The organism is Methylophaga pinxianii, assembly GCF_020447225.1.
In the GTDB taxonomy this organism is placed as follows: domain Bacteria; phylum Pseudomonadota; class Gammaproteobacteria; order Nitrosococcales; family Methylophagaceae; genus Methylophaga; species Methylophaga pinxianii.
This window is the reverse complement of sequence record NZ_JAJAEO010000165.1, coordinates 1-23,399: the sequence shown is the minus strand read 5'-3', so window position 1 is coordinate 23,399 and position 23,399 is coordinate 1. Positions and strand designations below refer to the sequence as shown.

20 protein-coding genes are annotated in these 23,399 nt (G+C 41.0%); 2 read left to right on the top strand and 18 right to left on the bottom strand.

The genetic code is table 11. The annotated features are described in order from the left end of the window. Positions 1-27: 27 nt before the first annotated feature. A complete protein-coding gene (oadA, locus tag LGT40_RS06890; RefSeq protein ID WP_226073722.1) occupies positions 28-1,818 on the bottom strand; it encodes a sodium-extruding oxaloacetate decarboxylase subunit alpha in 1,791 nt (596 codons plus the stop codon). A gap of 23 nt (positions 1,819-1,841) precedes the next feature. Then, positions 1,842-3,257, bottom strand: a complete 1,416-nt coding sequence (locus LGT40_RS06885; protein WP_226073724.1) for an acetyl-CoA carboxylase biotin carboxylase subunit — start codon at positions 3,255-3,257, stop codon at positions 1,842-1,844. Between the two features lie 119 nt (positions 3,258-3,376). Here LGT40_RS06885 and LGT40_RS06880 point away from each other — a divergent pair, with 119 nt between their 5' ends. Together LGT40_RS06880 and LGT40_RS06875 are read left to right on the top strand one after the other, a co-directional pair. Continuing rightward, positions 3,377-4,318: a LysR family transcriptional regulator gene (locus tag LGT40_RS06880; RefSeq protein ID WP_226073726.1), complete on the top strand. Its 942-nt coding sequence runs from the start codon at positions 3,377-3,379 to the stop codon at positions 4,316-4,318. A 122-nt stretch (positions 4,319-4,440) separates the two neighbouring features. After that, positions 4,441-4,968 carry a cytochrome b gene (locus LGT40_RS06875; RefSeq protein WP_226073728.1) on the top strand — a complete coding sequence of 176 codons (528 nt, stop codon included), beginning with the start codon at positions 4,441-4,443 and terminating at the stop codon, positions 4,966-4,968. Between the two features lie 73 nt (positions 4,969-5,041). Here LGT40_RS06875 and LGT40_RS06870 read toward each other — a convergent pair whose 3' ends face one another. The 16 genes from LGT40_RS06870 to LGT40_RS06795 form a co-directional block, all read right to left on the bottom strand. Further along, positions 5,042-6,001 carry a DHH family phosphoesterase gene (locus tag LGT40_RS06870; protein ID WP_226073730.1) on the bottom strand — a complete coding sequence of 320 codons (960 nt, stop codon included), beginning with the start codon at positions 5,999-6,001 and terminating at the stop codon, positions 5,042-5,044. A 7-nt stretch (positions 6,002-6,008) separates the two neighbouring features. Further along, complete coding sequence (gene cysC / locus LGT40_RS06865) at positions 6,009-6,611, bottom strand: adenylyl-sulfate kinase (protein ID WP_226073732.1); 603 nt, start codon at positions 6,609-6,611, stop codon at positions 6,009-6,011. Between the two features lie 281 nt (positions 6,612-6,892). Beyond that, on the bottom strand, positions 6,893-9,271 hold the full coding sequence (locus tag LGT40_RS06860) for a tetratricopeptide repeat protein (protein ID WP_226073734.1): 2,379 nt from the start codon (positions 9,269-9,271) through the stop codon (positions 6,893-6,895). A 15-nt stretch (positions 9,272-9,286) separates the two neighbouring features. Then, positions 9,287-10,813, bottom strand: coding sequence for a VPLPA-CTERM-specific exosortase XrtD (xrtD, locus tag LGT40_RS06855; protein WP_226073735.1), 1,527 nt, complete (start codon positions 10,811-10,813; stop codon positions 9,287-9,289). A gap of 40 nt (positions 10,814-10,853) precedes the next feature. After that, entirely contained in the window at positions 10,854-11,960 is a 1,107-nt protein-coding gene (locus LGT40_RS06850) for a WecB/TagA/CpsF family glycosyltransferase (RefSeq protein WP_226073737.1), read from the bottom strand. Further along, positions 11,950-13,221, bottom strand: coding sequence for a glycosyltransferase family 4 protein (locus LGT40_RS06845; RefSeq protein ID WP_226073739.1), 1,272 nt, complete (start codon positions 13,219-13,221; stop codon positions 11,950-11,952). The genes LGT40_RS06850 and LGT40_RS06845 overlap by 11 nt, the downstream gene beginning before the upstream one ends. A 30-nt stretch (positions 13,222-13,251) precedes the next feature. Beyond that, positions 13,252-14,499, bottom strand: a complete 1,248-nt coding sequence (locus LGT40_RS06840; protein ID WP_226073741.1) for a glycosyltransferase family 4 protein — start codon at positions 14,497-14,499, stop codon at positions 13,252-13,254. Then, a complete protein-coding gene (locus LGT40_RS06835) occupies positions 14,492-15,415 on the bottom strand; it encodes a glycosyltransferase family 2 protein (protein ID WP_226073743.1) in 924 nt (307 codons plus the stop codon). Before LGT40_RS06835 ends, LGT40_RS06840 begins: the two co-directional genes overlap by 8 nt. Positions 15,416-15,445: 30 nt before the next feature. Continuing rightward, positions 15,446-16,522: an acyltransferase family protein gene (locus LGT40_RS06830; RefSeq protein ID WP_226073745.1), complete on the bottom strand. Its 1,077-nt coding sequence runs from the start codon at positions 16,520-16,522 to the stop codon at positions 15,446-15,448. 112 nt (positions 16,523-16,634) lie between these two features. After that, positions 16,635-17,645: a glycosyltransferase family 2 protein gene (locus tag LGT40_RS06825; protein ID WP_226073746.1), complete on the bottom strand. Its 1,011-nt coding sequence runs from the start codon at positions 17,643-17,645 to the stop codon at positions 16,635-16,637. Beyond that, positions 17,638-18,156: a serine O-acetyltransferase gene (locus LGT40_RS06820; protein ID WP_226073748.1), complete on the bottom strand. Its 519-nt coding sequence runs from the start codon at positions 18,154-18,156 to the stop codon at positions 17,638-17,640. The genes LGT40_RS06825 and LGT40_RS06820 overlap by 8 nt, the downstream gene beginning before the upstream one ends. Then, positions 18,153-19,013 (bottom strand): sulfotransferase domain-containing protein, encoded by an 861-nt coding sequence (locus LGT40_RS06815; protein ID WP_264177839.1) that lies wholly within the window; start codon positions 19,011-19,013, stop codon positions 18,153-18,155. Before LGT40_RS06815 ends, LGT40_RS06820 begins: the two co-directional genes overlap by 4 nt. Before the next feature lie 19 nt (positions 19,014-19,032). Further along, positions 19,033-20,007, bottom strand: coding sequence for a glycosyltransferase family 2 protein (locus LGT40_RS06810; RefSeq protein ID WP_226073752.1), 975 nt, complete (start codon positions 20,005-20,007; stop codon positions 19,033-19,035). Further along, positions 20,000-21,187: a glycosyltransferase gene (locus LGT40_RS06805; protein WP_226073754.1), complete on the bottom strand. Its 1,188-nt coding sequence runs from the start codon at positions 21,185-21,187 to the stop codon at positions 20,000-20,002. Before LGT40_RS06805 ends, LGT40_RS06810 begins: the two co-directional genes overlap by 8 nt. Further along, on the bottom strand, positions 21,188-22,213 hold the full coding sequence (locus LGT40_RS06800; protein ID WP_226073756.1) for a polysaccharide pyruvyl transferase family protein: 1,026 nt from the start codon (positions 22,211-22,213) through the stop codon (positions 21,188-21,190). An 8-nt stretch (positions 22,214-22,221) separates the two neighbouring features. Further along, entirely contained in the window at positions 22,222-23,292 is a 1,071-nt protein-coding gene (locus LGT40_RS06795) for a glycosyltransferase family 4 protein (protein ID WP_226343179.1), read from the bottom strand. Positions 23,293-23,399: the final 107 nt, after the last annotated feature.

Genomic DNA, 23,399 nt, shown 5'->3' with positions numbered 1-23,399 from the left:
CCGGTTTTTATTTTGTAGACTTAACGTTTAACCAATTTCAATTAATACTTCACCCGGAGTCACTCGATCCCCTTTACTGACATGGATCGCTTTGACTTCACCGTCGATATTGGCCAGCAGTTCCGATTCCATTTTCATCGCTTCAATGATCATCGTCGATTGGCCGGAGTTTACTTTATCGCCGACGTTGACCAGCACCTCTACCACATTACCCGGTAATGGCGTAGTGACATGACCTGGATCGCTGGCTTTCTTACGTCCTTGCTGCGCGCCTCCTGAAACAAATTCACTAATTGTTTCAAAGACAACTTCTTCCGGCATGCCATCGATAGACACATACATTTTGCGTTTGCCACCACCGACATCACCGACACCGGTGATTGCTACATCATAACTTTCACCATGCACATCGACTTTAAACTCAGTTGAAACAGTGCCTGGGGCCTTGCCTTTACTTTCAGGAATCAACGGCTCGGGTTGCAATGTGCCATCCAGACGTTGTTGAAGAAATTCACGACCAATGTCGGGGAACATGGCAAAGGTCAATACATCTTCTTCACAGGTAGCCAAATCACCCACTTTGGCACGAAGTTTATCCATTTCAGGTGCAATCGAATCCGCTGGACGCGATTCCATAACGGTTTCATTGCCAATCGCCTTACGTTGCAGTTCGGCATTAATTGGCGCAGGTGGTTGACCATAGCCGCCCAATAAATAACGTTTCACTTCGTTGGTAATTGTTTTATAACGCTCACCGCTTAATACGTTATATACCGCTTGAGTACCAACAATTTGTGAAGTCGGTGTCACCAATGGCGGAAAGCCCAAATCTTCACGAACCCGTGGGATTTCAGCAAACACCTCACGAATACGATCTAGAGCATTTTGCTCTTTCAGCTGATTGGCCAGATTGGACATCATACCGCCAGGAACCTGGTTGATTTGTACCGACACGTCTTCACGAGTGAACTCACTTTCAAACTGATGATATTTTTTTCGAACGTCGCGGAAATAATCAGCAATTTCTCCCAGTAAATTCAAATCCAGTCCAGTATCCCATTCGGTGCCCTTTAAGGCGGCCACCTGACTTTCAGTAGCAGGATGACTGGTTCCACCAGCAAAGGAGGAAATGGCGGTATCAATTCGATCAACACCGGCTTCAATGGCTTTTAACTGACAGAGTGGTGCCAAACCAGAAGTGGAATGACTGTGAATCACCAATGGCAGATCGACCGCAGATTTAATCGCTTTTACCAATTCATAAGTCGGATAAGGTGCCAGCAATCCGGCCATATCTTTGATAGCGATGGAATCCGCGCCCATATCGCGCAAAGTTTTGGCTTGCTGGACAAATAACTCAGGGGTATGCACCGGACTGGTAGTGTAGGCAATAGTGCCCTGAGCATGTTTTCCCGCATCTTTAACCGCTTTTAATGCGGTTTCCAGATTCCGCAAATCGTTCAGTGCATCAAATACCCGGAACACATCAATGCCGTTTTCGGCAGCTTTGGCGACAAAAGCCTGCACCACATCATCAGCATAGTGCCGGTAACCCAGCAGGTTTTGACCACGTAACAGCATTTGCAGACGGGTATTAGGTAACACTCCTTTTAATAAACGTAAGCGCTGCCAGGGATCTTCTTTCAGATAGCGCACGCAGGCATCAAATGTCGCCCCGCCCCATACTTCCAATGACCAATATCCCACTCGGTCCAGTTTTTCGCAGATCGGCAACATATCATCAGTACGCATCCGCGTAGCTATTAATGATTGGTGTGCGTCACGTAGCGTCACATCGGTAACTTGAATTTGTTTCATTACAATTCTCCGGCTAACTTGTTTTACCAGCCTGCATGCGCGGCGATGGCGGTCGCGAGCACCAATGCCAATGCGGTAGGATGACGTTTATCTGAATAGGTCAATAATTCGGGATGGGCAGCGACAAAACTGGTGTCGAATTTTCCAGCTCTGAAATCAGGATGTTTAAGGATCTGCTGATAATAACTGGCCGTGGTTTTGATACCATGCAAACGCATATCATCCAATGCACGTCGGCCACGATCTACCGCATCCTCCCAATCCAATGCCCAGACCACCAGCTTTAAACACATTGAGTCAAAATAAGGGGGAATTTCATAACCGGTATAAATGGCGGTATCCACACGAACACCCGGTCCGCCCGGGGCATAATAATGGGTAATACGACCAAAGCTCGGCAGGAAATCATTCTTGGGATCTTCAGCATTAATCCGGAATTGCAAAGCAAAACCGCGGTAATGAATATCTTCCTGACGATAACGTAGCGTTTCACCGGCTGCGATGCGTAGCTGTTCACGCACAATATCAATACCGGTAATTTGTTCGGTGATGGTATGTTCGACCTGAATCCGTGTATTCATTTCCATGAAATACACCTGATTACCGGTTAATAGAAACTCAACGGTGCCGGCATTTTCATAGCCTACGGCTTCGGTGGCTTTTACGGCGAGTCCACCGATATAGTTACGTTGTTCAGGGGTCAATTGGGGGCTGGGAGCGATTTCAATCAACTTCTGATTACGACGCTGAATAGAACAATCCCGTTCATACAAATGCACCACATTGCCATGACTGTCAGCCAGCACCTGAACTTCGATATGCCGTGGGTTAACAATACACTTCTCCATGAACACTTCGGCTGAACCAAACGCTTTGGTCGCTTCAGAAATGACACGGGGAAATTGTTGTTTCAATTCAGCAGGTGTATCGCAACGGCGAATGCCTCGACCGCCACCACCAGACGTGGCCTTGATCATAATCGGATAACCAATTTCTTCGGCCACCGCTAAGGCTTCTTCTACATTTTCGAGGTTGCCATCAGAACCAGGAGTAATCGGTACACCGGCTTCACGCATACTGTCGCGAGCAGCGGTTTTATCACCCATTTTTTCAATTACCGATGCCTTGGGACCGATAAAAATGATGCCGTTTTGTTCGCATAGACGGGCGAACCTGGCATTTTCAGAGAGAAAACCATAACCTGGATGAATCGCATCACAGCCTGTTTCGACCGCCAGATTGACCAGACGGACCGGATCAAGATAGCCTTCCAAAGGACTTTCACCTAACGAATATGATTCATCTGCACGTTTAACATGTAAAGCATAACGATCGGGTTCAGTATAAATAGCCACTGAACGAATGCCCATTTCTGAACAGGCCCGGACAATACGAACAGCAATTTCACCACGATTGGCGATCAAGATTTTTTTTAACATAGCTCAGCCTCGGCCAAATTTGTTTGCTAAGCGTAGAGCAAATTACTGATAAATAAAAATCAATAAAATATAATTCACCGATAAGTAAAAACTTATCAACCCTAAATAGGTGCAGAATCATGGCACTCAGCCTACAACAATTACTAACCCGTTTATCATTCCGGCAGATGCAGGTATTTCAGGCGGTTTATCAACATAAAGGTTACCGCAAAGCTGCGGAATATCTTGGCCTGACACAACCTGCTGTCAGCTCACAAATGCGTCATTTGGAAAACGCGCTTGAACAACCATTATTTGAATATATCGGTCGCCAACTTTATTGCACACAGGCGGGTGAACGTGTCGCCAGCTTTATTGAAGCCATGTTTGAACAAATGAGTGAATTGCAGACCGAATTAAACTTATTAAAAGAAGAGCTATCCGGTGATCTGCAGCTCAGTGTGGTGAGTTCAGCCCAATCCGTTGTGCCCTATTTACTCAGTAGTTTTCTGGACGAGTTTCCAGCTGTGAATGTGCATATTGATGTGGTGAACCGGGCACAGGCGTTGGAAAGATTGAAATTAAACATTGATGATCTGGTGATTATGGCCATGGTCCCTGAAGGTCGCTCGCTGTCTACTCTGCCCTTTCTGGATAACCAGCTTATTCCCGTTTTGCCGGCACAACATCCATTGAATGCTCAGCCTGTTATCTCGGCAAAACAGTTTTTTGCCGAACCCATGCTCATCCGGGAAAATGGCTCAGGTACCCGGTATGCAGTAGAACATCATTGTCAGCAGCATCGCTTGCAGCTAAAGCCAATTATGGAGATGAGTTCGAATGAAAGCATTAAACATGCGGTGATTGCAGGGCTCGGAGTAGGTATTTTGCCCAAGCTCAGTGTTATGGCAGAACTTCAGACCGGGATATTGAAAACATTGGAATTACAGGACTTTCCGATTCGTCGTTCCTGGTGTCTGGTGCACCCCATGGGGAAATACCCTTCCCGTGTCGCGCAGGCTTTTATTGATCATGTCTATGAGCGACTCGAACAAATTCATGCGCATTTTAAAAACGCATAACAACGACTGTCAGCGTTAATTTCATTCTCTTAATAAACACTTAAAGTTGGCATTTTTATACTGTTCAAGCGAGATAATCTCTCGTCAATATAAAAAATAAATGGCAAACACAGGAGAGTGAAATGTTACATGACAATCGAGAACGCTATGGCACCATCACGCGTTTATTCCATTGGATCATCGCAGTATTGGTTTTACAGCAGTTTTTTAAATTTGCTGATCGTATTAACGACGGGGAGCATTGGTTAGGCGATACCTTCGGCCCCTGGCATGTTTCAATGGGTGCTCTGATTTTAATCCTGGCGGTGACCAGATTATTATGGACCTTAAAACAAAAAGACCAGCGCCCGGTAAATCCCGGAGTAGATGGAATGCTTGCCAAAATTGCCCATCGATTGATGTATCTGTCAATGCTCGTCATGCCCTTCCTTGGCGCATTGTATATTCACGGTAAAGGCTACCCTGTCAAAGTATTTGGTTATGAGCTGATCGGCAAACCTGCTGGTGAAGTCTCCTGGGCGCTAGCATTGGGTGAATGGCACTCGCCTTTTGCCTTCTTGCTTGTCTTTTTAGTCTTGGCACATCTCGCGGGTGCCTTATATCACCACTTTATTCGAAAAGATGATGTATTAAAAAGAATGGCTGGGTAAACCCACTACCAACTATTAAAAAAGCCTTGCGAATTGAATGTCGCAAGGCTTTTTTATGTCCGATTTAACTCTGTTAAGCGTATTGATTTTCCATTACCTCGATCAATTGATCTAATTGGGACTTAGGCAGCGAATTAATTCCTGCTGCAGCTTTGCGTCCTCCACCAGTGGGAAATTGCCCAGCAACCTTATCAGCACCACTTCGATTTGAATTGGGCGCTCGCAGACTCACCAGATAATGCTCGGCATCTTTTACGGTAACAATTGCATGCGCACGATCAGGAAATTGATTGGCTAACTCATTTCCTAAAACACCGCTGACCCGCCGCGCCCATTTTTCATCCGGTAAACAGATAACAGCTAACTTTTGAGTTTGATATTTTGGCTCGATGGTTAACCCTGCACGCATATCTTCATTGTAACCGGTAGAGAGTTTTTCGTAAGCCGCCCGGTTTTCGTGAATAAAATCAAAGGGAGATGAATAAGCCACACATTGCTTGAATAACTCGGCGGGATGAAACAACAAATCTTCGGTATTTGCACCATAACCATTGTAATTGAGATAAATACCTAATGAACTCAATTCTTCTCGTTGCAAAGCACTTAAACCCGCTTTATCAGCCAGCCCATCAGCGACAGTCGTTAAATTATCGCCATATGCGGCGGTAATAGCCCAATGATGAAATTGCCCTTTCAGATACTTATCAATAATGAGAGAGGTGCAGGTGGTAGCAGCCATATCGATATGTGCTGACAAAGCTTTATGCTGGGGTATTTCACCTGGTTGATGGTGATCGGCATAGAAAACTTCAGCCCCGGAATCCAGCAGTCGCAGTAAATCTTTGGTATTTTTCTCCATTGAGATGTCCAGCACTGTCAGCTTGTCGCCCGCTGTAGCCTGTACATTTTTTAATAAATTAATTTCTCGCTTAATACCGGTGACTAACTCTGACGCCCTCGGCTCAGCCAAACGCAGTTGAACCAAAGCACAAATGCCATCAGCATCACCATTAAATATGTCAATAAACCGCATGTTCCGCCTAAGTGTGAATAATGTTATGGATACGTAAATACTCGATGACCTGTGCAACACACTCAGAAATATCACATTCGGCGGTATTCAAAGTCACTTCAGCAGCCTCTGGCGCTTCGTACTCAGAATCAATACCAGTAAAATTCTTTATTTCCCCACGACGGGCTTTTTGATACAAGCCTTTGGGGTCTCGCTGTTCACAGACACTGAGCGGCGTATCCATAAACACTTCTACAAATTCATCGGCTTCTACCAAGTCCCTGACTAAACGGCGATCTGAGCGAAATGGAGAGATAAATGCAGTCAGTACAATTAACCCGGCATCAGCAAATAATTTAGCCATTTCCCCGATACGACGGATATTTTCTACCCTATCTTCATCAGAAAATCCCAGATCTTTGTTCAAACCATGCCGGACATTATCGCCATCCAATAGATAGGTATGATGTCCCAATTCAAATAACGCTTGTTCAACTGCACCGGCAATCGTAGATTTTCCTGAAGCACTTAAGCCGGTAAACCATAAAATGGCAGAACGCTGTTTTTTCTGCAGGCTGCGATCCGTTTTGCTGACTTTATGTAAATGCCAAACGATATTCTCCCTTTCCACAGGTGTCACTCCTCAAGTTAGCTTTTGTAAGATTTTGCTGAGAGCAATGTGGAAACGACAATGTGTTCCTACACTTCAGGCTTTGCTAATACTCTAAATAGGCCTATCGCCCATTTATTCATACTCCTTTAACTTATAGTCAATAGAAATTAAATCGTTAAGCAACGAAACTAAACAATCTATTAGCTAAAAAGTTAAAGGAGCAAACTTATGAATAATGAAACTCGCCATTAAATTCCACTGTTCAATGGATTATTAAAATTCATAAAGTTTCATGATCATTACAAATTACTTAATTGTTCACCAATTTTTCCGATCAACGCTTCATCATTGTCCTCGGTTGCCATCTGTTGTGCCCGTTCTAGTGAACGGCGTGCTTCCTCAGGCATTTCCAAAGCAAGATATAGGCGACCTAAATGATAATGAAATAGTGCTATGGACTCACCACTTGAAGCTGCTCTTTCTAATGCTGGTCGAGCTTCTTCGTAATTGCCCAACTTGTAATTTACCCAGCCAAAGGTATCAGCAAAGTAAGGTTGGTCCGAATCCCGGAACCGGCTTGATAACACAAGGGCGCGCTGCAAATTCTCCGGTGACTCAAATTGCTCAGAAAGCAAACTGGATAAGTTATTCGCAGCCACATCGATTGAAGGATCGCGGGCGATAACTTCTTCATATAGTTGACGTGCTTTTTCAAACTCTTTTTTAGACTCATGCGTCGACGCTAATTGCATCGCTAACTGATTATTTTCGGGTGCTTTTGACAGCCCTTTTTCAAACGCTGCAATCGCCGCATCAGGTTCTTTATTCAGGTAATGCAGATTGGCTTTCAGACTATATCCCTCAGTCCAATCTTCATTTTTAGCCAATGCACTGTCAATGGTGGCAATCGCATCCGGTAGATTGCCATCCATGCGGTAGTAATCTGCCAGAACAATGTAGCCATTGGTTAATTCAGGGTGCTCAGCAATATGTTTATTGAGAAAAGCGACGATCTCTTCTTTTTGCTCTTGCTGATACCGAATAGCCATTATTTGTTGTAACGCTCGGGTTAAACTCGGTTCCAGCTTCAAAGCCGCTTCATATTCAGCAATAGCCAGCGTATTATCATTCAAGCCCTGATACATCTGAGCTGTCAACAAATGTGTTAATGCAGATGTATCTGTCAGGCCGTCAATAGCTTGTTGGGTTCCCGCCCAGTCACGCTTTAAAATACGTACCTGTGCCAATGCCTGTAACAGATTTTCATTGTTGGCATTTCCTTCTAACGCTCTGACTAACACTTGCTCTGTGCGGTCTAAATCATTACCCCGCATTAATACACTGGCAACAGACAACGCTGCTTGTGGATTGGCTGGATTCACCGATAACGCCTGACGAAAGCTGTTTTCTGCTAACTCGGATGAACCGGTTAATGCATAAGCTTGCGCTAGCAGAACCATTGCCTCATCCAGCTCAGCATTATTACGGATTAATACCCGTAAATTACTTATAGCCGGATCAAGCTGTTCATTTTTTAACTGTAACTTCGCTTTTAACAACAAGGCTTGTTCATGTTCAGATGAGATTGCCAATACCTCATTGACCATGTTTTCAGCTTCTTCAAATTTACCTTCCTGAGCTTTTATACCGGCAATGGTCGCTCTGGCGCGTAAACCAATTTCACTGTCAGGTTCAGCAGCAATAATGGATTCTAACTCAGAGACCATCAAATCCTGCTTGCCTTGAATGCTCAGCATCTCAATTTTGGCAAATCGTAATTCCTGGTTATCGGGTTTCGCCTCAATAAACTCATCCAGTTTAGCCATGGCCAAATCTGGATTGCGACTATTTATCAATGAAACTAATAACATGATGGTTTCGGCATCTTCCGGATTTTGTGCTACGTAATCCTCGAGTACCTTTTGGGATTCTTCAGGACGATTTAAAGTATCGTTTAATAACTTGGCTAAAGAAACGGCTACCCAACTTTCGTTTGGATATTCGGGTAATAATTCGCGATATAACTTTTCCATTGCCGCATAATCATCCATCTCTTGAAAAATGCTTAGCTTAATCATTTTCAATGGCATGGCATCGGGATAAATCGCTAAAGCTTCATCTGCAGCTGTCAGAGCTTTGTTAGTTTGACCACTGTTTTTAAACAACATGACTCGTGCAGTTAAAGCTTCCATATTCTTAGAATCAACCGCTAACACGCGATTAATTTCGACCTCTGCCATGCCAAAGTTTTCTTGCTTGATAAGGGTTGTTGCTTTAAGCAAGATAGCTTCTGTATTGTCTGGCTCAAGCGACAATGCTTTTTCGGCCTTTTTCATCGCCTCATCAAGCTGGCCGGATACAACATGCAACTGACCAAGTTTAACGATAGCAGGAACATGATTGGGATCGAGAGACTCGACCGTCACCAGATTGGAATACATACCTTTCCACTTCTGGTTTTTTTCATCGATTAACGCTAATTGATAATAACCCTCCGCCTCCAGCGGATTGATTTGCAGAGCATTTCTGAATTCCAGTCGAGCTTTGTCAAACTCTCCCTGCTCCATCAATTCTTTGCCACTTTCAATAAACCTTTGTGACGAATCTTCAGCTGAACCACATCCTGAAATCATCCCAGTTAATAAGGCAGCTAAGACTGTACGTTTAAAATTTTTCATATCCATATTCCTAACTCAATCTGCTATATAACGATTTAATGCTGGCGACGTATGTTGCATCAGTGACTGGATCCTTTCATCAGCATTTTGATGGGTTTCACCAGGAAGTATTGGCGTCACATAACGAACCAGAGCACCATCTGTTCTATTTTCTAACAAAGCATCTTTGAATAAGTACCACTTATTCAGATATTCATTTGCTATCTGTCGGTCACGTCCCTGGAACCAGTAATACACCAACTGCTCTTGATCACCATTTTTAATAATGACGCGATTAATCGGTTTACCATTTACCTCGGTACGATTGAACTCAGCAATTTCCCAACCACCGCCAGGAATACATACCCGAGGGGAATGAGGAGATACCCCCTTACGTTGAGACTCATAATACGCAACATATATATTCACAATATTACGGTCTATACCTGTAAAGTTTGCAAATAAATAGTCTGTCATTCCTAACTTATCTACGACCCTGTCATCGAGCTTATCATGCTGACCAATCCAATCCGGGAATTGCATGGGGAAACTAATAAGATCTTCATGTTCTGGTACCGTTTCAACTCGATTATCTACAAATTTAGTCGAAAACAGTGCAATTAGAAGGATGATAATGAAAACAAAATAGGGAGCATACGAGCTGGACTTAGCAGATGGACTGAACATGTTGTTAGCTGGGGTATGTTCCACAACGCCAAATAGCTGTGATAATGATTTCTGACTTGGGGCAATTTTTTCAAGCAAAACTACTAATAAGAACAGCATAGCGGCACACGCCATGAAGATGATCCACCCCTCGAAATCATGCAGAAAGCCTTCTGCCATTGAGATACCCCAATTGTCCACCATCACACCGATTGCGCCGATACGGAAACTATTCATAAAGATAGTGATTGGGATAGTCATCAAAAAGACAATTGCACGTTTCCAGAATGCCGCTTGATAAAAATACGCCGCGATAAACCCTAGACTCATTAAGGGAAACAGGTAACGTAAACCACTACAGGCTTCTACAACCTGAAGCTGATACACACCCAGATCAATGATGTTTCCTTCAAGGAAAACGGGTATCTGGAACAAACGAATAACTTGAACCCCCAACCAAGAAGAAAACAGCTGGAGTTTGGCGGTCAGGACGACCTCAACGACATAGGGCAATGGTATCGCAAATAATAATAGAAGAATTGGAGCTAACGTATACTTAGTTGCTCGGCCCACGTAAATCATCGACAAACCAAGCAGCATCAATACAAACGAATACTGAATAAGCAAATAAAGTGCACTAATCTCGCCGACGATGAAGATAACAACGGCAATAAAGCTTATGAAGACACCGGTCCATAATGGTGGACCTTTAGTCGCGTTTATCAGATTGCGTTTTTCCCAGAGAATAAATATTGTCACCAAAGGAATAAGGAAGCCATGGCTATATTCTTCCTGGTTACTCCAACGGGAAACAGCTTCTGCCAAACCCGCCCAATACGCAAAAATGGCAATTGCGAGCGTCAGGATAAACATCCCTGTCATCTTAATATTTAACAACCTCGACCCCCATTAAATACCCTGCAAACACTCATTCAAGTCAGATTAACTTGAATCTATTTAAAACGCTACTCATCCGTAGCAAAGTTATAATTTTGGCAGGAAAATCTTTTAATAACATTACATTCTGCTTTAAATGCAGTTGTCCCTGGAAAGTCAAAAGTCGGGCAATTATATCCATGGCTAAATAATCTAATTTTGTCCCATCAATAACGACATCTTTATTACTTGATAATGCCTGTTCAAGTGCATTTTCAAAATCATGCACCTGTTCGGTTGATATAACGCCTTTAAGTGAAACTATGAATTTCTCCTGCGCCGGTAATGTATCAGCTAAAACCTCACCATTACTAGTATCTAATTTGCTCATCAATCTTTTTGAATAAACGCAGAGGGGTAAAGTTTGGGTGGCCAGCATCTTCAGAAAGTGCAGCCCATCTCCTAAATAACGCTTATAGAGCTTAGGTTCCTGTTTAACTCGCCATAACCATTCAAGCCCGTAATTTTGCCATTTTTCTGGAGCACGATGGACACTCCCAGCCACAAAATTAATCACTGCGCCTAAATGACTTATAACTGGTGCATTTAGCTTTTCGCGGTTATGCATAATCCAGCGCTGACCTTTTTTTGCTCCCAAGGCCACCAGGATAAAGTCCGGTTCACAGGCATTAATACGTTCAATAATTCGATCGCTGCTCATCTCGTCGATTGATACAAATCCCGGATCATAATACCCACAGCTTTCCATACCCGGGCTGGTTAGATTCAACTCATGATGTGCCTTCTCTGCGACCCCCGCCTCACCACCGAAAAAAAATACTCGAATTTTTCTTTCCCGGGATTGTTTCGATAGAAAGGCGAACAAATCCGAACCCGCAACACGTTCGTGTATTGGTAAACCAAGTAGCTTTGCAACCCATATCAATGGCATTCCATCAGCCACAACCAAATCACTATAGATCACTGAGTCATAAAACTCCGGATCATCCTGAGACATGACAGTAAAATTCAAATTAGGGGTAGAGAGAAAACATTTATGTTGATTATGGATCGCATCGGAAATGACTATTGCTGCTTGCTCAAGCGACACGGAATGAAAAGGTAAGCCCATTAGTGCATATTGCTTTGGTTTATTTTCATTTAGCATGTTTATCCAATATCACCTGTTGATAGATATCAATAACCTGTTTTATTTTGGCTTGCCAACTAAATATTTCTACTGCGCGCTGGTATCCAGCGTCACCGCATTGTTTTCTGAAAGTGTTGTCCTGGGCCATTTTTTCCATTGCAGTTATTAATTCCGATAAAAGTTGTTGCCTATTTGCAGGATTGAGTAATATGCCGGTTGCAGGGGTAATATAATCTGCTGGACCGCCCCAATTCACTGCGATTACCGGCTTTTTCATTGCCATGGCTTCAAGTATTACGGCTCCGCCACATTCTCTTACACTTGGCAAAACCAGCACGTCAGTTTCTGCAAGCAATTTTCGTATTTCTTCATGGGTTAGCCAACCAAGAAACTTGATTACTTGCTGTTTAACCAGATGATCTGCAGCTTTTATAAGCTTTTCTTTTTCATCACCGCCCCCCACGATAAACAATTTACAATTGATTTCTTTTCTCAAGTGTATAAGTGCCTCGATTAGAATATCTACACACTTCCAATCTACCAAGCGTCCCACATAGACAAAATGAATCTTATGTTGGGTATGCCTCTCAGCCTCATCAGGGGCTGTCCATAAGGAAAGATCAACACCATTTTCGACTAGTGCTTCGATTCGACCAAATTTGAAGAATGGTAAAGCTTTTTTTGTACGGTGATTGGCCACCAATAGTAAATTTGCAAATAATTTGCCAGGTATAACTATATTTACAATGTGAGAGACCATTCGCAGTGGAAAATAAAATATTTTTTCGCTCAAGGTTTTCATATGGCTAAAACCTTGAGGAAAATCCATCCCGCCGTTCATCGGCCCGATAATTACCGGGCACCCCAAACCAAACAATGCTGAAGGTCTTTTGGGTGAGACGGGGGCGGGTTCATGCACAATATTAATGTGATGAGCTTTAACGGCTTTTTTGGCTAATTTCCATTGATAATACTGTGTTAAACATTGCATTAAAAAATGGGTTGAAATTGCCCTGACCCTGGGTGGAAGTTTAAGTCCCCAATTATGTAATTTACTGAATAGTTTCGTTTCCGGAATAAAAATTACATGTTGAATATCATCGCCAAGTAACTCGGTCAGCCGTTCTTTAACCCGTTCGTGCGTTATTAGCCAAGTGGCTATATTTTCTTGTCTCAAAAAGCGAAAATAATGTAGGGGCAATATAGACTCACCACCAAATTGGTCAGTGGCATTTTCGCTTACAATCAACACTCGTATAGCATGAAATTCAGCATCCATATTGCTATTCCAGAATAGTTTAAATGATGATTAGCTCACAGCCTCTTCAAATAAGCTGAGCAGCTTAGATACATTCGCATCCAACAGAAACTCATCATTGACTCTCTGCTTTCCTCCCAACACCAGACGTTGCTGAATAGCGGGAGAAGTCATAATTTGCACGATTGCCTTTGATAACTCAGCAGCATTGCCAGGCATTACCACTAAACCTGAAGTATTATTGATGACCAGTTCCGGTATACCAGAAATTTTTGTTGAAATTACTGGAACCCCGCATAACATAGCCTCCATTAATACGACCGGTATACCATCCATATCTCCGTGACTATCTTGTTTACAGGGTAATACAAATATATCCAAGTCAGTAATGAATGAGGCGACTTTATCATGTGGCAATGCCCCCACAAACTCCACTGCATTTTCAGGTAACGCCAAATGACCTAATTGAAGCTTTAATTCATTTTCTAATGGACCGCTACCAGCTATCTTTACAGAAATCTCATGGCCCTGTTTAAGTAAAATCGATGTGGCTTCCAGTAAAGTATCAATGCCTTTTTTTTCAACCAGTCGCCCAACTGTGCCGATAGTAAAAAACGAGTTTGATTTAGCTGCCTTCGGTGGTGGTTGCCAATTTTGATCAACCCCGCAACGGACTATTTTGATCTTCGAGGGTTCTGCCTTCAGATTCTCTAAGAAACGCTGATTAAATTCAGAAATAGTGGCAAAAAAAACCGAACGTGAAACCTTTTGTTTTAGTAACCAGCCTCGTTCAAACAAATCGTTTGCATGCGCTTGTACACTAAAACTAATACCCGCCATAGGCGCTGCATACATCGCAATATCGGTTGGGATATGCGCAAAATGAACATGTAAGTGCTGAACCTTGGCTTGTTTTAGTTGTTTGGCCAGCGTAGCGGCGTAAAAATACCGATACACCAAGCCAAAAGCTGAGCGAGAGATTACGCCCTGGCGAAAAATATCACCAATTAATCTGATTGCTGCCTTTAGATAACCCAGCGAATGACGAAACAGCATAGCTAAGTTATCGAGGACGACTTGCCACTTTGACGTTTCATACAGATGAAAAACCGCTTTTTTTAATTCTGTCAGCGAAGACTCAGAAGCAATATGAACAGGCCGATGCACTGAAAAAGCTTTAACCTCCACCCCCAACTTGCCGAGCTCTAATATCTCGTTATAGACAAAGGTGGCGGATAATGCCGGGATCTCAGGTGCTAAGTAGGCAATTTTGATTGAAGCCCCAGCCTTATCAGGCATATTGTTGTTCCCATACCTTTGCCTGTTGTGCATTCAATTCGGCTGTCGCTTTTGCTTTACCTTTTAATAAACATTGCCATTGATATTTATTAATAAACTTAACAAGCGCTTTATCTTCAAAGCGAGGTTTACGTTGCAACATGCTTTTCACATAGCCCCACCACATGGCAGCACCACCAAGAAAATATGGGGGATGCAACATGCGAAACACTGAAGATGCTGTCATGTAAGTCAAACCAGTCCCCATAAAATACTGCCCAAAGCCATGACGCATACGGCCTGTAAAGATACCCTGCTGACTGGATCCCATGGGGCGTAAATGGATAAAGCGTAAATCCGGCTCATCCCAGCTCACAGCAATCCAACCCATCTGACGGCATTTATGGCAATCAATTCCATCCCACATCACCTGGCGAACAAACCCACCAATCGCTTCAAAACAGGTACGACGATAAAACTTGGTCATCCCTACCGACATTTCATCACCACATTTTTCACTGATTAGTTCACCCGTTTTTTTATCCCTAAAATATGCCTTACCACTGCAAGTCCCTATTCGCGGATTTTGCTGCATACGTTCGATTAAAATTTCAAAGTATTTAGGTGGCAAGTCCAAATCCAAATCAAATTTACAGACATAATCAAACTGGGATACATCCACCTGATCATAGCCATGATAAAACGCTTCGATCACCCCAGGGCCAACACTACGATGTCCACGGTTTTCACGTGTGATGATTTTGATAAACGGATAGCGTTCTGCATATTCAGCCAAAATATTTGGCGTTTGATCAGTAGATCCATCATCAACGATTACCCACAAATCTGGCTGCACCGTTTGATTCACAACACTGTCAAGCGTAATTCGCATATAGGCAGCTTCATTTCGACAGGGAGAAACTAATAAATAACTCATTGATAGTCCCGAGTATATGATTTAAGAATGTTAATATATTATTTTTTTCCGTTTTTTGTTGGTTACTTTTTTTGCAAAATTAATCCAATATTTTTCGTAATGAAATGTTGAATAGTGCGCAAGCACAAATAATACAACAAACAGGATAGGCCGCTTTGCATAACGCTCAAAAGTATCACCACTACCAAACCATGTATTAACTAGCAAAGGATGAATCACATATAATGCAAATGATATACTTGCTAAATAAGTTAGAATTTTTAGACTCAACAACTCCGTAAGAACGTTTTCTTTTGCATAAATAGTCGAAGCAACAAGAGTAGCCGCGAGGTAGGGTCTAAAATAATTCACAGGACCGCCATCAGGATGGCATGATATTAAAAACAATACTAATACGTATGAAGGGTTTATTGAGCGGAATATTTTAGGTAAAACTTTACCCAGCTTGTCGTTATAAGCTAAAGCAATGATAACTCCAACTAATATTTCATCAATCCTGTAGTATGTATTTATAGCAACGTATACACCATCATTGATTCTGTACCAAGTGAAGAAAAAGCATAAAAAAGCCGCTATATATAGCGCTTTAGTTCTAAATATAAGAAATAACGTTGCTATCCCTACATAAAATTGAATTTCAACACACAAACTCCAAAAATGAGAAGTACCATGCACAAGAGTCATAGGCGGATAATTTGCCACAAACAATATATGACTTATAAACCGTTCATAATCAATATTTAAAATCAAAAATGCAATCACTAAATATAACCAAGCTAGTGGCAATATTCTAAAAAATCTTCTGATTATGAAATCATACACGTTAGGCCGATGAATAAGAAAATTTGCTATTAAAAAACCAGATAATGTAAAAAACAAACTCATTCCCATTACGCCGGCTGTAAAGTTTAATTGCAGTGGCTTTGGTCCTAAAGGAAGTAAATGGGCACTAAGAACTAATAGTATACTGATACCCCTCCACCCATCTAAAACATCAAAATAATTAGATTTAATCGCTTCTCTTTTACTGGAAAACTTGAATAAAAAATCATTGAAACGCTTCAATAATAAATTTTTATAACAAATTAAATGATTTTCTTTCTTCACTAAAGCCACCCAGCTATACACAACATTACTATATCTTACCTATATCGATGTACACCGGAGTATATCCTTATACACAAAAACTACCTGTCTAACCTAACATAAAATCCTTAATTTATTTATATTCAATTAAGTGACTGCGAATACCACGTAAACTATTTACCTTAAACTCCACCATCCCCATTAATTGGGGCCATTTGCCAAAAACATTTGACACAGAATATAAGATGGATTGTTTTAAACTTTGAAATCGATGCTGATATCGAAGTATCAATCTGGCAATTTGCAGGGGATACACTAGAAAAAGGACTGATAACTCGGGCTGCCAGAGACTCAGACCTATAAAGAACATCGGCAATAAAAGTGCCCAGAACAAAATACTTTTGCACTCTGATCGACGAAAATTTTCAGTAGATTGGCCATGTATAGCATAAGCCTCCGCGAAAGCATGTCCCGCCCTTTGATTGCGTTTCCACCACTGCCCTATTCGCGTCATTGCGGCATCGTGCAGGGTCATTTCAACATTTAAACGCATAATTTTCCAGCCCAATTGGCGCATCCGCAAACACATTTCGGGCTCTTCACCAGCAATAAGACTCTCACGATATCCATCCACCGCCTGTAATGCTGTTAACCTGAATAATGCATCACCACCGCAAGCCTTTGCTTCACCGACAGGCGTATCCCACTCAATATCACACAAAAGATTATAAATGCTTGCGTCAGGATATCTCTCACGACGTCGTCCACAGACTGCTGCAAAATCAGGATGATTTTGTAAAAAATCCATTGCGTTAACTAACCAACCGGGTTGAACTTCACAATCACCATCAACAAACTGCACGTAATCGAGGGCAGGATAATTTGCTACCAACTTAGTCAAACCCGCATTACGAGCTCTGGCTGCAGTGAATGGTTGAGATAAATCCAATGAAACAACTTCAACATCTAATGATAAGGCCAGCTCGACACTGCCATCGGTCGAACCAGAATCAACATATACGATGTGTTTGATACCTTTGCGTAAAGAAGTGAGACACTGTTTCAAGCGTTCTCCCTCATTGCGTCCTATAACGACAGCGCCGAGCTGAGAGATAATATGATCATCAAAAACTTGCTCAGACAATTTCTACATCCTCGGCAGTGGTACCAATAATTTTGGCTGGAATCCCTGCAACTATGGCATAAGCAGGAACATTTTTAACCACGACTGCATTAGCACCGATGAGAGCATGTTCGCCAATCGTAATATCGCCAATTATTTTTGCCCCTGCGCCAATATCCACATGTCCTTCAATAGTAGGTGCTTTATTGCTTTTACGGCTTACCCCTATTGTCACTTGCTGGTGTATTAAGCAATTCACTCCAATTTTTGCTTGTGGATGTATCACTATCCCATTTGGATGAGGAATAGACAGTCCCCCTCCAATAGCAGCATTAATTGGAATATCCGCCCCTGTAATGACCGTCCAAAAACGGTAAAAAATTACGGCTAGCTTTTTATTCAATTTCGCTTGTAAGCTTTTTTTACCTGAATATTTCTGATAACGACGGATACTCCTTAACAATTGTCTTGCAGGTGACCAAAAGGTCTTTATGCGCTCCCGCTCCCAGTCGGCGATTTCAGATGAAATCATGAACGCATACCCATCGTCGATTTATCGGAAGTTAATCGAACATCGATCGTTTGAGCTTTTTCTTTATAATTCTGCAACGTGAGTTCTACGTTAAGCATACTGCCTAATACTGCCAAATCTTCGTTAAAAATTTGTGTCAATTTTTGCTTATGGTGCTCATCAATTTCGGGGCGCATTTGTAATGTCAGCCGATTTTTGACTTTATCGCGAAAACTTTGAGGAATAAAAGTACGCCGGAGCCACGCCAGGATAGGATTATCGACGATTAGTTTATAACCATTAAATCGACGAACCCGCTGGCTTGATACATTTTGTTCAGGCAGATCGTCATACCAAATGACGGGTTTGCTATAGCCCAAAAAAGTAGCCACTTTTTCAAGTTCATATTGGGGCCTGACTCGCAAGGCTTCGGAAAAAACAATATGAATGTTTTCAGCTCCATACTGCTTAATATAAGGAGAAATTTGCATCGAATATCGACTATAGTTGATAAGCTCATCAAATTGTTCAATCGCCTGATTGATATCTGTTTTAATGACATTTTGTGACCATTGATGCATGTAATGGGAAATCAAGCGATCAATTGGATGCCTCACCACATAAATCAATTTTAATGAAGGCAAGTAGGACCGCATCCTTTCAAGCGTCTGTGGATAATCTGGCAGTTTTGTGTAATGTGTACTGGACTCACCACAAATGTCATCAATCTCAGCTTTTGAAAAAAGATCAGAATACCAATCAAGTCCCAGATTATAGATGTCATCATCGCTAAAGAAGTTAGGTTCTTTAGGCGTTGACATAAAAAATCCTGGCTGTAATGCCAATTGTTCATGCAAGGTACTTGTGGCACTTTTCATAGCACCGATAATAATAAAGTCAGGTTTTGGCATAAAAGTCAGGATGTATATAGGGTTTGTTAGGGGTGAAAAAATTAATCCAAATATCGCGCCATTGCTTTTCAGCAATATTGGATTTATAGCGTTTTGAAAACATCGATCTCACTAATGCGATCACAGAGCCCAGCGACCAAAGTATATTAGCGGCGAATAAACCACCATAGCCATAGAGCAAATAAAAGTATCGAGTGCGTGACTCGTAAAAATACCTTGGGAGACGTTTACGGAGTTTTGCTTGAGACTTTAAGGGTGAACTCCCCCCCCTAAGATGCACAACATGAGCATGAGGAATATTCAATATTTTCCAATCCGCCTTCACGGCCCGATAACTGAACTCGACATCTTCAAAATACATAAAAAATTCTTCATCCAATAATCCAATCTGCTCAAGAACCTCAGCTTTAATTAGTACACAAGCAAAACTTGTCCATTCATAAAAATCAGGTTGTTCAACAATGGGTTGAGGAACCACATATTTCGAAAATAATTTTGTTATGACACTGGTACTTGCCGATGTAATGAGCTCACTCATAGGGGTGTGAAAACGAAAACAACTTTCCTGAGGTGTTGCATCCTCCCATTCCAATCTAGGGCTGACCATACCAACTTTTGGATCTTTATTTGCACCATCCGTAAGTAACTTGATAGCGCCAGAACGAACAACTGTATCGCTATTCAATAAAAGATATTGCTTCGATTTTATAGAATTAATACCTATATTATTACCGCCAGAAAACCCCGTATTTTGTCCTGCATCAATCAGTCTAACCCAATTGGCAGCTCGATTTTGTTGAACCCAATGACTCAGTATATCCAACGACCCATCTCCTGAATCATTATCAACAACTATAACTTGCATGGTTTCAGGATTGATTTCAGTCTCAAGTGACTTCAATACAGCTGTCACTAAGTCTGGTGTTTTGTAATTTATGATGATGATGGCTAAATCAAACATGATGACTTACCATCTCACGACATTGTTCAATTCGATTTCGAAAAGTATTCTCAAAAGTGTGTAATCTAGCAAATTCAACTGCTTTGATTGATTTTTCTTTGAGCTCGTTCCTGTCTAAATCAATTTGAATCAATTTATTTGCTAAAGCTTCAATATTTCCTAAGGGTACTTGCCATCCAATGTCAGCAATTTTTAAAATACCGCTATGTGCTTTGTTGTCATACCCAAGTATGGGAACGCCACAAGAATAAGTTTCGAGGTATGTACACGACGGATCACTTTGTTTATGACAACATATAAATACGTCAACATTTTCTTGAATGAAAGGGACCAGTACTGTCTGATAGTCAACTGCCCCATGAAATTCCACTAAGGTGTCAAGTTGGGGGTCTTTCAAAGCATCAAGCACATACTGATTCAAATCACCATCACCAAAGATATCTAAATGAAAGGCAATATTTTTGTTCGCTAGAACTCTTGCTAGCTCAATTAAATCATCAGCACCTTTCATTGCTGAGATTCGCCCCGAAAATGCTAAACGGATTGGTTTATTCTTAGTTAAATAAGTTAGCCTTTTTTCCAATTCTTTAGATTGGATTAGCATATCTTCTGTATTTCTGGAATCAAAATATAAAAGTGCTCTACTTTTCTCTTTGTACTTTTCCCCATAAGCCTCAAATGCTGGCATTCCATTAGCCTGCAAGCCACTAGCAGAAGTAATGGCAGCTATCCTCTGAAATTCTATTAGAAATAACCAAATTGATGTTTTAATTTTTTTCAGTAATGAATTGTTTGACAAAAAATTGATTTGGTAACGAGTTTCTAATATATATTCAATGTAATAAATACATGTTAAGTTTTGCTTACGACATAAATTTGATAAAACGAAATTTCTATATTCATCAGCAGAAGCAAGAATCACATCCGCTTCAAGTAAATGCTTTACATTTAACTTTTGTTCGTTAGCTAGAAAAATAAAACTTATAAGAGTGGAGTTTTCGACAAATTCAATCAGGCCAAATTTCGGAATGGGTGCTTTGCTTTTACGAAGACAAACACTAAATGGCCCGCCCCAAAGGTCTTTATAAATAACCAGTCCATCATAAAACTTTCTGTCAAAGAAAATCTTATCTTGAATTTGCCAATAACCAACTGAAGGGAAGAGTCTAAGTGATTTCATTTATTTCAACATCTTGGCTATGTTCTTAGCTCTATTTTCTTGCAAGAACTTAAAGGTGAGCATAGCCTCGTTAATATTAGTTGAAATAGACTTATCTTCGGTCAATTTCTCAAACGTTTCCATTAAACTTGAAATATCTACAATGTTAATATCTTGATTGAACAAACCCATTTCTATGGATTCCATAAAATCTGCTGCTTTGTCGGCATAACCTAACATGATAGACGGAATTGCGTTAGCCATTGCCAATATTACAGCATGTAATCGAGTACCAATAAAATAACTAATACCATCCAATGCTGATAAATAAGATTGAGTATCATCGTAGACATGTATGGTGTTGACCGTTTCCAGATTCGTCATATTTTTTAATTGTTCTGTGATTTGCGAATCATCAGGGTTAATAACAAAAAATGTTATTTGCCATCCTTCTACCGATTTAGTTCTTATGAACTCTCCAAGCACCTCCAATCCGCTCTCTGGGATCAAACCTTTAGTTGCACCAACATTGATTCCTATTGTTTTTTTCAAATTTGGCTTGTTAGTTATTTTCGTCGCCCACTGGCACGCGGTGTCGCCCACAATTTCAGAGTCAATATTGATAAGTGATAATGATTTTTTCGAACGCGCACCCCTTACCCCAATATAACTACAATTTGTAAGCAAAGCTTGCCAAGAGAATAACCAGTCAGGAATATTACTTTGGTCTATTGCTCCAACCCCCGTACCAAATACAAACTGGTGCTTCGTTGACTCACTTAAACGCATAAAATCATTGCGGAAACCGTTTGAGCCATCAACTTTATTTGCACCTATTAAGGTTCCGCCACCGAGAATCACGCTTTTTTTATTTTTATTTTTAATAAAATTGTTTAAAGCTTTAAACCTATATTTTTTATAAGCTATCAAGTCAATGTCTACAAATAAACGTTGAGCTGCTGCCCAAATAGCTTCATCACCGAGATTTTGATAGCCAATAAAACCATAAAACACGTTTGCATTAGCCCTTATTAATAAACTCTTCATTCATGTCCTCATAGATTAATAGCATTTTCAAACTCAATGACAGCATTTTCCCAAGAATAAAGTTTAGCTGTTTCAATCGCTCGAATGGACATATTTAACCATTCATGCTCAGTTAAATTACTAATCGACAGTATTGCATCAGCTGTTTTTGAAGCAGAATAATCATCCAATAAAACACCATTTTCAGAATTTATGATTGAAGTGGCTGCACCTGCAGGAGTACCAATTACTGGAGTTCCACAAGCCATTGCTTCAAGAATTGGAAGGCCAAATCCCTCTTTAATACTCGAAAAAAGCCAAGCATCACATTGGGAATAAATATCTTTTATTTTTGATTGTTCAGGATTCAAATGAAATTCCACAAATTCTGGAAGAGGTATTTCCTCACTAGCTAATTGCGAACCAAAAACCAACACTCTCAAATCCGGACACTTTTGCTTAACAGCTATGATTGCCTCGATAGCAATTTGGCAGCCTTTATATCGTCTGGGAGAATACATAAAACCGACGGTCATCTGAGTTTGCTTCATCCGAGCTACAGAAAAGAATTGGTTAGTATCAACACCATTCAATACCAACGCATCAATTTCGCAACCTTCATAGTCTCGGAGGCAGTCTGCAATCCAAGGTGAGACTACTATTCGCTTAAAAGGTAATTGAAATGTTGCTTTCACTCTATCTACTGGTAGCCAGGGATGAAGCTCGTAATGTTGAATAAAATAATATTTAATCCCTTTTGAATCGGGCATTTTTGCGACCCATTCAGCGGTATTCCAAAAGGTAGCAATAACAATATCGGCATCTGGAATTTCCTCAGCTATCACACCAGAGTGAAAAGACAGACTCTTCACCTTAGCCAAACCATGATCGAAATAAGGGCAACGTGGCTTATTAATTTCACTTTTCCAAAGAAATAAATTAATCAACTTTTTTATTTTTTTCTTAATCGTTAATTTAAGAGGTTTTGGATATAAAATAGTTACATTATGTCCCCGTTCAGATAATAATTTAGAGTAAATCCCAACGACACGCACTCCGCCAGTCAGATTCAAAGCTGGTAGTACAAATGAAATCTTCATATCTTTAAACAAATAATCATAAGGTTTCTCCAAACAACCAAATTAAATGGCGCCATTTTAATTGCTTTAATGGAAGTAATAATTGCCTTTTTTTTGTTGTTTTTTTT